The sequence below is a fragment of the Planktothrix prolifica NIVA-CYA 540 genome (assembly GCF_963864145.1).
GTDB classification, from domain to species: domain Bacteria; phylum Cyanobacteriota; class Cyanobacteriia; order Cyanobacteriales; family Microcoleaceae; genus Planktothrix; species Planktothrix agardhii.
In genome coordinates, this window is record NZ_CAWLTW010000001.1 from 1845808 (window position 1) to 1857592 (window position 11785).

The 11785-nt window shown below is 42.4% G+C and carries 9 protein-coding genes; 7 read left to right on the forward strand and 2 right to left on the reverse strand.

Annotated features, from left to right (window positions below):
• The first annotated feature begins 64 nt into the window (after nucleotides 1–64).
• The 4 genes from gvpC to AC559H_RS08525 all read left to right on the forward strand — a co-directional run bounded on the left by gvpC (nucleotide 65) and on the right by AC559H_RS08525 (nucleotide 2462).
• The gene (gene gvpC / locus AC559H_RS08510; RefSeq protein ID WP_026798481.1) at nucleotides 65–472 is read left to right on the forward strand and encodes a gas vesicle protein GvpC; all 408 of its coding nucleotides are present in this window, start codon (nucleotides 65–67) and stop codon (nucleotides 470–472) included.
• Between the two features lie 101 nt (nucleotides 473–573).
• The gene (locus AC559H_RS08515) at nucleotides 574–786 is read left to right on the forward strand and encodes a hypothetical protein (protein WP_026798482.1); all 213 of its coding nucleotides are present in this window, start codon (nucleotides 574–576) and stop codon (nucleotides 784–786) included.
• Between the two features lie 117 nt (nucleotides 787–903).
• Nucleotides 904–2100, forward strand: a complete 1197-nt coding sequence (gvpN, locus tag AC559H_RS08520; protein ID WP_026794297.1) for a gas vesicle protein GvpN — start codon at nucleotides 904–906, stop codon at nucleotides 2098–2100.
• Nucleotides 2097–2462, forward strand: coding sequence for a gas vesicle protein (locus AC559H_RS08525; RefSeq protein WP_026789188.1), 366 nt, complete (start codon nucleotides 2097–2099; stop codon nucleotides 2460–2462). The genes gvpN and AC559H_RS08525 overlap by 4 nt, the downstream gene beginning before the upstream one ends.
• A gap of 6 nt (nucleotides 2463–2468) precedes the next feature.
• Here AC559H_RS08525 and AC559H_RS08530 read toward each other — a convergent pair whose 3' ends face one another.
• Both AC559H_RS08530 and AC559H_RS08535 read right to left on the reverse strand, forming a co-directional pair.
• Nucleotides 2469–2699, reverse strand: coding sequence for a YgiT-type zinc finger protein (locus tag AC559H_RS08530; protein WP_026789187.1), 231 nt, complete (start codon nucleotides 2697–2699; stop codon nucleotides 2469–2471).
• Nucleotides 2700–2842: 143 nt separating this feature from the next.
• Nucleotides 2843–4252 (reverse strand): proton extrusion protein PcxA, encoded by a 1410-nt coding sequence (locus tag AC559H_RS08535; RefSeq protein WP_026794298.1) that lies wholly within the window; start codon nucleotides 4250–4252, stop codon nucleotides 2843–2845.
• A gap of 206 nt (nucleotides 4253–4458) precedes the next feature.
• Between AC559H_RS08535 and AC559H_RS08540 the strand changes: the two genes are divergently transcribed.
• From AC559H_RS08540 to AC559H_RS08550, 3 genes are all read left to right on the forward strand, one after another.
• Nucleotides 4459–5697, forward strand: coding sequence for an RNA-guided endonuclease InsQ/TnpB family protein (locus AC559H_RS08540; protein WP_026789185.1), 1239 nt, complete (start codon nucleotides 4459–4461; stop codon nucleotides 5695–5697).
• A gap of 52 nt (nucleotides 5698–5749) precedes the next feature.
• Nucleotides 5750–7870, forward strand: a complete 2121-nt coding sequence (locus AC559H_RS08545) for a recombinase family protein (RefSeq protein ID WP_414093000.1) — start codon at nucleotides 5750–5752, stop codon at nucleotides 7868–7870.
• Between the two features lie 280 nt (nucleotides 7871–8150).
• Entirely contained in the window at nucleotides 8151–11780 is a 3630-nt protein-coding gene (locus tag AC559H_RS08550; protein ID WP_026794300.1) for an Ig-like domain-containing protein, read from the forward strand.
• The last annotated feature ends 5 nt before the right edge of the window (nucleotides 11781–11785 follow it).

The window sequence follows — 11785 nt, forward strand, 5'->3', positions numbered from 1 at the left end:
TTCACTGCCCATACCCAATGCCCAGAAATGCACAACCCACTGACACGAGGGTTTCAAAAAAATTATGGCTTTAAAAGACAAGTGGCAACAGGATCGTATCGGACGCCAACAGGGAGTTCAAGAACGGCAACAGCAAGTTCAAACCACCCTATCCCTCTGGCAACAAGAGCGCCAAAATCAGGCTTTAGATGATCAAGAATCTCGACAGGGGTTTGTCACGGGTGTACAACAACAAACCCAAGAATTATTAACAAACATCAGCACCGAGCGTTTGTGGGTAGCCCAGCAACAGCGAGAACAACTGGAAAACTTTATCCAGCAATTATCCCAGGAAGTGGGTGAGTTTTTGCAGCAAACCATCGAAGAACGCTCACAGGTCGCAGCCCAACTGCATCAGCAATTATCTGAATTTCGGGAAGACCTAGAATATCGGGTAACGGATCTGTTAGCAATTATCAGAAACAGCGCCTAGAAGCTAGGGAAACTTTACTTGAGGACTTAGCTATTTTTCGTCAAACCCTATATCGGGAAGTCGAAGAATATTTAGGGGAGTTAGATATTCTGCACCAGCAAATGGCCGCACAATTACAACAACAACTCCAACAGAGTCGGACGGAAAGAAAAGACGCTGTTCAGAAGTTATTCGAGGATTTAGGGGTATTTCGCGCCGAACTACAAGACTATCACCTCAAACTTCAACAGACAGTTTGGGGGAGTTCCCACCGAAAACCGCGAAAAGCGATTACCCCGCAACGCTCTATTCCATCGCGTTTATATTCCTGTTAAGAAATCCTAGGTTTGTAGGTTTATCCTCCATTCTCGGTTCCCTGATACAACATTAAATTAAACCTGCCGCTAATCCCTAACTCGGCAGTATTTTAGCTAAATAACGCCATTAAAAATATGACTACCGTGCTTCAAGCTCGTCCTAAAGGCTTTGTTAATACTCCAGCCATTGAACAACTTACAATTAGAGCCTTGAGGTATCTTCAGAGTGGCTTTTCTCTGCACTTACGGGGGCCAGCCGGAACCGGAAAAACCACCCTGGCGATGCACTTAGCCGATTTATTAAACCGTCCCATCGTTTTAATTTTTGGGGATGATGAACTCAAATCCTCCGATTTAATTGGCAACCAACTAGGCTATACTCGCAAGAAAGTTATTGATAACTTTATTCATAGTGTTGTTAAATTAGAAGATGAATTACGACAAAATTGGATTGATTCTCGTCTGACCTTGGCGTGTAAAGAAGGCTTTACCCTGGTTTATGATGAGTTTAACCGTTCCCGTCCAGAAGTGAATAACGTTTTACTTTCTGCTTTAGAAGAAAAATTATTAGTGCTGCCTCCGAATAATAGCCGTTCAGAATATATTCGAGTTAACCCCCATTTTAGAGCTATTTTTACCTCAAACCCCGAAGAATATTGTGGAGTTTATGGGACTCAAGATGCGTTATTAGATCGGTTAATTACTATTGATATGCCCGAACCAGATGACGAAACCCAGCAGGAAATTTTAATTCAAAAAATCGGAATTTCCCCCGAAGATGCCAAAAACATTATTGAAATAGTCAAAATTTATTTAGAAATAACCACCCAAAAAAAAGAAATTAAACCCGTTCAAAATGGTAAAGCTGCCCGACCCCATATTGATAAAGCATCGGGATTAAGACCCGGATTGATTATTGCCAAAATCTGTCATGAACATGATATTTCTATTCAGGAAAATAATCAGGATTTTATTAAAGTTTGTGCCGATATTTTATTATCCCGTACCAACCTATCCCTAACAGAAGCTCAGAATAAATTAGAAAAAGTGATCAAAACCGTATTAACCGATGGTGACACATCAACTAACAGTTTTTTACCCCCATCAGAAACCCAATTAACCGAAAATAACTCCTTAGAAATTGAAGAACAAGTTTATCAATATTTACAGAAAACCACCAGCGCCAGGGTTTCAGAAATTGAAGTAGCGTTAGGATTAAATCGAGTCCAAACGACTAATGTATTGCGCTCTTTATTAAAACAAGGTCATCTGAAACAGCAGGATAATCGTTTCTTTGCGGTGCAGAAACAAGGAGAATTAATTCAACCATGAACTCACAGCAACGTCCCTCAAATATACAACGCGGTGTTCCCACATCGACCCAAGGGTCGAGTTTAGCTGATATTTTAGAAAGGGTTTTAGATAAAGGAATTGTCATCGCTGGGGATATTTCCGTTTCCGTGGGTTCCACCGAACTCCTGAATATTAGAATTCGTTTGTTAATTGCTTCCGTCGATAAAGCTAGGGAAATTGGGATTAATTGGTGGGAAAGTGACCCCTATTTAAGTAGTCAAACCAAAGTTTTAACCGAGAGTAATCAACAATTATTGGAACAGGTTAAATTCTTACAGGAGGAAGTCAAAGCTTTAAAAGCATTATTACCTCAAGAAAACCAACCTAAAGAAATGGAATAAAAGAAGCTATTGGTAGGCAAATACATCCAAATTAATAGATTTAATAGGTTGTGATTCTCCATGTAACATCTTTCTAATATTTTCCGTCGTTTCCCGACTAAATGTAACTTCACCGCACCTAGAACAGACCTGAGCAGGAATTTTTTCTACCAGATAGAATTTTCCATTAATTTGGAAAATCTCACTGACTTGTTCTGTGTGAAATTCTGTTGCGCCACAAACATGACATTGAGACATTTTATCTCCTTTGGGAATAGTTAATCCATTGATTCAAATTCACAAATATTCCGCTCTACGGCACGCCTAAAAGCATGACGGCTAAAGTCAAATTGACCCGATTGGAGTTGATGACGAATTTCTTCTATTTTTTTCACATTAATTTATTCATTCATCGTTTTATAAGTAGAAACAGCAGAAGGAGAACTGCGGTTGAGATAACGGAAAATCCAATATTTAAACACCGCATCTAAGATAACTGGAAAGGTCGCAATAAACAAAAAATTGAAGTCCCGATTTTCAGGAAGTCCGAAATGTCGGGCGGTACTTTCTAAAATCACCTCCCAACCGTGGGGAGAGTGAAACCCCACAAACATATCCGTAGACAAAATAATAATAAAAGCTTTCGCACTATCACTCAATCCATAAATTAAATCCCCCATAAATGATTTGAGAATCTCTACCTCACTGCGGTTGGAAACTAAAATAAAAGCGAACATAAAAACCGAGATAATATCTGCGAAAACATTCTTGATCGCGCTACTACTATCTCCCTTATATTGTTCGGCTATTTCTTTAGCTTTTTCCTTGAGTTTTTCATCTAATTCCTCTGAATTTAAGGCAGGTGCTTGACTAATCAATGCCTTAAATCTAAGACGTTCTTCATATTGTTTTAATTCGATAAAGGCTTCCTCCTCCAGATCGATATTGATAAAAATAGGTGTTTGTTCTTTATTTGTAAATATTCCATCTATAATCGGCCCGACCAAGAAATTTTTAGCCAGTTGTTGAGTCAATAAAGGAATCAAAATCAACAACAGAATAAATCGGATAGAAATTACGGTTTTAGCTTGAGTTTGCTTATAACTCGCAATAATTTCCGACTCCGATCCGGGTCTGAGTTCCTGTTTAATTCGACCTAATGTTCTCAATAAAGAACGGGGTAAAACCCGAGTCGAATTATTGTTCCTCAAACCCGGTTTCATCGTTTTTCTGGAACTAGGATTCCGGTTACTATTCAAAAAATTCTTGTTTTCAGAGATATAATTTGGAGTTGAATTTGGGGGGTTTCCTGTAGGATTTAGTGATACAGATTTTTCGGGAGAATTTGGGGTTAAATTTAGAGAAAAATCCGAGGATTCTGGGGCTTGATAACGAGTAACTACCGCATCAATATAATCGAGTTTTTCACAAATAGCCTCAACTATTTTCCCGTGAGGTAATGATCCATTCGAGGTAACTTTTTGCTCTAATTCCAGGTTAATACCCGATGAGGGATTGATTTGTTCCGACCATCCCAAAACCGAACGGCTGGCATTAAATACCATTAAGCGATTCTGAATAATTTTGAGATATTTTTTTAGTTCAGAATTAAAATAAGAAAGGACGCGATCGCTATATTCAGGATGGGATTCTGGAGATATTTTTTCACCTTGAAAATGCTCATTCTCAAGGGAACGAATCTTCAAGGCTGCATCATAAGCTTGATCTAAAGCCCGTTCCGGTGTATCACGAAACCATTGATTAGCATTGCCAAAGAATTGTTTAAATACATTAGAATCAGCAGCGGCCATGGTTTAGACCCCTTAAGAATCAGTGGAGTGAATATTAATTAAAGATGTTCTGGTGGAACATCGGTACAATGTACGGGGGTAAATGCAACTGCCAAAAATCTAACTAATTCTGCTCAATATTAGTCATTTTGATAGCTAAATGCCAATAATGAGCAATTTTGGCGAGGGGGGTTTTCTGAAAACCCTGTTCACAGTATAATCACAACATGAAGCTAGTTGAACGTCATCTCGTCACAAAAAACCATCCCCTCTGGTCAGACCTTGACCAGAAAGCCTTTTTGTCGAAAAATTTGTTTAACCTAGCGAATTATCATTATCGTCAACACTTCTTTCAACACTACCAGAAATTAAACTTTAACCAACTTTACCATCTCCTATCACAAACCCCAGACTACAAAGCCTTACCCACAAAAGTTAGCAAGCAAATCATCCGCCGATTAGATTCAGCCTGGACAAGTTATTTTCAAGCTGTAAAAGTCTGGCAAAAACATCCCGAAAACTTCTTAGGTCAACCTAAAATACCTAGATATAAACATAAAACCAAAGGGCGCAATATTCTCCCTTATCCTCACGAATCAATCTCGAAAAAAGCCTTGAAAAAAGGAATTTGTCACCTCTCGATGAGTGAAATAAAAATTCCCACATCACAAAGGTCAATAATCGAGGCGAGGATAGTACCGAAAAGTAGTTGTTATGTCATCGAAATCGTTTATGAAAAAGCAGAGGAGACAACCAATTATCAAGAAATAGCAGGTATAGACTTAGGAGTTAATAATTTAATGGCTGTAACTACCAATCAAATAGGTGTTAGACCTCTTTTGATTAAAGGCAGACCCTTAAAAGCGATTAATACCTTTTACAATAAACAACGTTCTTCTTTACAATCCCAGCTAAAACTCAAGCATAATCAAACCCAATCTCAAAGATTAAAAAATCTGACTCATAAACGCAACTGTAGAGTAGAAAATTATCTACATACAGCCAGCAAAAGAGTCATAGATTGGTGTACACAACATCAAATCGGAATCCTAGTAATTGGGCATAATGCTACCTGGAAACAATCAATTAACTTAGGTAAAAGGAATAATCAACAATTTGTAAACATTCCCCATTATCGGTTAATCGAAATGTTGACCTATAAAGCCCAACTGAAAGGAATCCGGGTAGTGATTACAGAAGAATCTTACACATCTGTTGCCAGTGCTGTAGATGGGGATGCTCTACCTAAATATGGTGAAAAAAGACCAAGATTTCAGGGACATAGAATAGCTAGAGGCTTGTATAAAACAGCCAAGGGTAGGTTATTAAATGCCGATGTTAATGGGTCATTTAATATCACTCGAAAAGTAATTCCTGATGTCGTTGACCAGGGAATAAAGGGTTTGCCGTTTAACCCTGTGGTGCTTGACCCACTACGAATGACTGAACTTTCAGCCTTTAAGTAGGTTTGAGTAGGTTTAGTTGATCGGTATATTAACAAATTTTAGACCGATTGCCGTGCTGTCTCCTGCTCTCTGGATTACCGGAAGTTCCCAAAGTGGCAAAACCACTCGCCTGATCGAATTATTTTGTGAGTGGACACCCCTACTGGGAACCCTTCCCCACCCCCCACAACCTCCACGCAAACCCAGGTTAAACCCTGAGTCTGTCGCCACCACGACCTTAATTTTTGCCGCCAATGGTGATAATCGCATTGCCCTGGTTAACCGTTTAACTACTACCCCCCAGGGACAATATTCCTTTTATTCCACAACCCCTTTAGGGTTTTTTCAAGACGAAGTAATTTTGTTTTGGCCCCTATTAGTCGAAAAGTTAGGGTTAAAAGCCCAATTTCCCCTGCGCTTACGCCCCGAAACCGAACAGGAACTTGCCCTCCGGCTTTGGAGTCATGATCTGGAAATCAGTCCCCTCAGACGTCCAGGGATTAGCCTTAACCGGATGGTGCGCCAAATTCTGGATATTCTGCAACTAGCGGCCCTGAGTGTTACCTCAATAGAGGCTATTCCCCAGATTTTAGAAAAGGGATTTCTGCCCACGGGCGACATCGAAACCCCCTACAAACAGATAGGAGAATGGCTACAACAATGGCGGGAATGGTGCTTAGAGCGGGGGTTACTCACCTATGGGATGATTGCCGATCTCTATGGTCAACACCTGCTGCATCATCCCACCTATCAAAAACACCTACTGCGTCGATATCCGGTAGTTTTAGCCGACGACGTGGACGAATATCCCGTCCTAGCCCGTCACTTGTTTGAGTTCTTTCTGGAGCAGGGAAAAATGGCTGCATTTACCTACAATTCCAATGGGGCTGTACGTTTGGGGTTAGGGGCCGACCCGATCGCCTTCTTGGATTTACAAAAGCGATGTCGTACAGAAACCTTAGACCAACCCAGGGGTTTAGGGAAACAATTGGCCGAACCGATTTTAGATTTGGTGTTGGAGAATGCCATCGCTTTTCCCGACTCCCTGTTATTTTCTACTCAGATTCAATCAATTCAAACGGTATCACGGGCCGATTTGCTCCGACAAACCGCCGAACAGATTATCGCCGGGGTTAAAACTGGCCAGGTACGGCCCGATGAAATTGCCCTAATTGGCCCTGGTTTAGATGCGATCGCCCGTTATACCCTGCGAGAAATTTTAAACCATGCAGGAATAGCCGTTGAGTCGATGCAGGAACAACGTCCCCTAATCAGTTCTTCCCTAGTTCGAGGCTTATTAACCTTAATGGTATTGGTCTATCCGGGGAATGGTCATCTGGTGCATCGAGATGCGATCGCCGAAATGCTCGTTACCCTGAGCCGCTACACCCATGACACTCTTTCCCCCTGCTTCTCCATCGACCCAGTACGGGCGGGGTTATTAGCTGATCATTGTTTTGTGCCTGACTTAGATAATCCTCGGTTACTGACCGTGAATGCTTTTCCCCGTTGGGATCGGTTGGGATATCAGGCGACGGTCGCCTATAATCAGATTTTGCACTGGCTGGAAGTTCAACGGGAAGACTATCAAAACCAGTTATTAGCCAGTCCAGTAGTGTTATTAGATCGAGGGATTCAGCAATTTTTTCTGGGTAATGGCACGGGTCGCAGCTTGAGAAACGATCAACTCTCTGCACTACGCGAGTTAATGGAAACGGCACTCCACTATTGGGAGGTGCAGAATCGTTTACAGGCGAAAACCGATGGGATCATCTCGGAACAAGTCGGCCAGTTTATTCAGTTATTACGACAGGGAGTGATTTCTGCTAACCCTTATCCGGTATCCAGTTTGGGGGTTAAACCTCCGGCCGTAACCTTGGGAACAATTTTTCAATATCGAGCTAGTCGAGCTTCCCATGCTTGGCACTTTTGGCTAGATGTGGGATCTCCCTTGTGGTTGAGTGGAGGAGCGAGTATTCTCTGGGGAGCGCCTCTATTTCTCAAGGAACAACCGGAGTATTCAGGGACAGAAGCAAATACAAGGTCGGCTGATCTACAACGATTGCACCGTATTATTGTAGATTTGTTAAGTCGGGTGAGCGATCGCTTAATTCTCTGTCACAGTGATTTAGCCGTTAATGGTCAAGAACAATTCGGCCCCCTTTTACCCCTAGTTCATGTAGTCAGCCCTTGAGCGCTATCTTCAAACCCAGATAATATAGGGAATAGTTTTGACCAAACTTTCAGATAATTGTCTTTCAAAAAGGCAACCAAAAAAGTTAAATTCAACCTTAATTATAATATAAAAAATGAGGTTATTTATGTTGTTTTCAAAATCAAGAAATTAATTCAATAAATTCCCGGGGATTGATGTTATTATCATCAGTTATTCTGGGAATAATATAAATTAATCCTGGGTCGGGGTGTTAAAGGTAGATTTGATCGAGTGGGTTCATTCATGAGGAGACAAAAAAATGACAAGTGCAGTAATTAATACCGTTAGTGCCAGAGTAATTAATACTCAGGAAGTGCTATTAATATTTCCGACGGAAATACCGGGTGTATTTCAAAGTTTTACTGGGCTAGTGGGGGAAACCCTTCCTGGTGCTAACGGAACAGTCATTTTTGTGCCTCAAAATCGCCCAGCACCTACCCCAACAACAGCCCCAACGACTCCTCCGACCCCGACCACAGCCCCAACGACTCCTCCGACCCCAACAGCATCCCCCACCACTCCTCCGACCCCCACCTCTTCTAATAATAATGGTGGGACAAGTCCAGCCCCAGTTGCCAATAATGACTTTTTTCAAACTAATTTAGGACAGGCGACATTTTTTAATGTTTTGGAAAACGATACGGTTAAGGGTGGAAGTGGAACCAGTATCACCGTTAATCAGTTTAGTTCAACAGCAAACGGAACCCTAGTATTTAATGGGGGAGGAATTTTTACCTACACTCCCGACCCCAAATTCTTTGGAGTAGATAGTTTTAGTTATACTGTTACCAATGGAACCGCCCCGGCTCAAGTTTTTATTGAAGTATTGGCGGGGAATCAACCTATTATTATTGAAGGTATTGGTAAAGGCACAGAAACCAGCGACTATATTACAGGTTCCTCTGGAAATGATGTTATTAATGGTTTAGCCGGAAACGATACCATCTTTGGTTTAGCAGGAAATGACGAACTGCGAGGGGATGAAGACAATGATACCCTCTACGGAAATGAAGGCAATGATACCCTCACCGGAGGTGAAGGGAACGATGAACTTAATGGCGGTAAGGATAATGATGTCCTCGATGCCAGTGCTGGAGATGATACCGGGTTTGGACAACTGGGTAATGATACCGTTATTGGCGGTTTAGGCAATGATAGCCTTTATGGAGGCCAAGGAGCAGATAGTGTTCGGGGCGGCGAGGGCAATGATCTTATTTTTGGGGATAAAGGCAGTGATGTCCTTTGGGGCGATGCAGGCAACGATACCATCTATGGTGGTGGAGAAGAAGACCTGATTTTTGGCAATGACGGCGCCGATAACCTCTATGGAAACCAAGGAAACGATACAATCTTTGGCGGTATTGGTAACGATGTCGTATTTGGGGGCGAAGGCGATGACCAACTTTCCGGGGAAACCGGGGATGATTTCCTATTTGGGGGTATAGGTGTCGATACCCTGACCGGAGGCTCAGGAAATGATACCTTTGTGATGACTAGCGAAAGTGGCGGTGCAAATTTAGGAGATGCTCAAATTGTTAATGATTTTGAACCCGGCGATCGCATTGGTTTAGCTGGAGGTTTACAATTTAGTGACTTATTTATTAGCCAAAGTAGTGAAAACGCCGGGAATACTATTATTAGAAACGGTAGTGCTGGAAGCTATATTGCAGTTCTAATTGGTGTGGATAGTAATACCATCACCGCAGATAGTTTTACTCCAATTTCCGGTACAATTATTCCGATTCCAGTCCCAACACCAACAACTCCCACACCAACAACCCCACCAACACCAACAACTCCCACACCAACAACCCCACCAACACCGACAACTCCCACACCAACAACTCCACCAACACCAACAACTCCCACACCAACAACCCCACCAACACCGACAACTCCCACCCCAACAACTCCCACACCGACAACACCACCAACACCCACGACTCCCGCCCTACAGCCACCCATCGCCCAAAATGATGCGGTAAAACGGCCTCCCGATGGTTCGGTGACATTTAACGTACTAAAAAATGATACCGATCCCCAGGGAAGTCAACTCACCTTAGTGAGTGTCGGAACAATCGCCAATGGCAGTGCATCAATTACGGCTGGGGGAAATATTACCTTCACACCCAACCCGGGCTTTACAGGGCCATCAACCTTTCCCTATACCATTCAAAACAGTTATGGCTTAACGTCCACGGCTCAAGTCTTCATTACTGTTAATATTTCCCCGACATTATTAGTCAATAATGGAATTATTGTTTTACAAAATGATCAGAAAAATATCACTCCCGTCAATCTGTTTGCGGTAGACCCGGATAATCCCCCCAATGAAATTTTTTACCGCATCACCCAAGAACCCAACTTAGGGAACTTACAAATTGTCGGGTCTACACCCCAAAGAATTAATACCGGGGGTGCCTTTACTCAACAAAATATTGATACGGGTTCCATCCAATTTAACGCTCGCAATGTATCAGGAGGAGATCAATTTCTATTTCTCCTGACCGATAATATTGGAACTACAGCCCAAAATTCTTTTAGTATCACCATTGTCGATGACATCATCACCGGTACCGATGGAGATGACCTGATTATTGGTACTGGTTTCAGTGAAAATATCAGGGGATTTGCCGGGAATGATACCCTCATCGGTGCTGGCAACCGAGATATTATCGAAGGGGGGACGGGAAACGATTCCCTTGAAGGGGGAGAAGGAAATGATGTCCTGCAAGGAGAAGAAGGAAATGATACGCTCCTCGGTCAAGTCGGCAATGATTCTCTCTTTGGCGGTCAAGGCAATGATTCTCTCGATGGCGGGGCGGGTCGCAATACCCTGTTAGGGGAAGATGGAAATGATACCCTAATTGCCGGAGATGATAGTAATTTACTCTCCGGTGGTAATAACGATGACATCCTGATTAGTGGGATTGGGAACGATACCCTGTTAGGGGGAAGTGGTAATGATTCTCTAACCGGGAATGCCGGAGATGATTCCCTCTATGGAGAGGATGGAGACGACTTAATCTTTGCCGGAGTCGGTCGAGACTTAGTTCTCGGTGGCCCAGGTAACGATAGCATTGATGCCGGGGAAAGCAATGATACCGTATTTGGTGGAACCGGGAATGATTCTATTATCGGCGGTGATGGAGATGATTTCGCAAATGGTGGGGACGGTGCCGATACAATCTTCGGCGGGATTGGAGATGATTCTGTCTTTGGTGCTGCTGGAAATGATTCGATTATCGGTGATCTTGGAGACGATAGTATTTTTGCTGGAGATGGCTTGGATACGGTATTTGGAGGAATTGGCAATGATTTAGTCTTTGGCGATGAGGGCAACGATACCCTGTTTGGGGGTGAAGATGATGATACCTTAGCCGGGGGCGGGGGTGCGGATAGTTTAATTGGAAATTTGGGGAATAATTCCTACTATTATTTAGCCCCCACCGAAGGTGTTGATGTGATCACCGAATTTAATGTTAATGGTGATGATCGATTCCTATTTAATTCTTTAGGTTTCCCCGGTTTCACCACCGCAGAAGGAACAGTGGTTCCCCTACAGGGGATTATTGTTTCTAACCTGGGTTCGGGGGGAGATAATATTAGTAATAAACAGGTGATCATTTTCCAAGATACCTTTGATAATGTTCAAGCGGTGAATGCTGCCTTGAAAAATCAAAATGGATCGGGTGATACTGCCGCTTTCTTTGTCTACCGAAATAACTTGTCTTATGCCGGTTTTTCGGGTGCTTATGTTATGGGCTATGATCCGAATTTAAGTGATGATAGTTTACCTGCTTTTGATTTAGGAATTTTACCATCCCTTGATCCACAAACAAATAATATTAGTACCTTAATTGGGCCTAGTGATTTTGTGATTATCTAGGCATT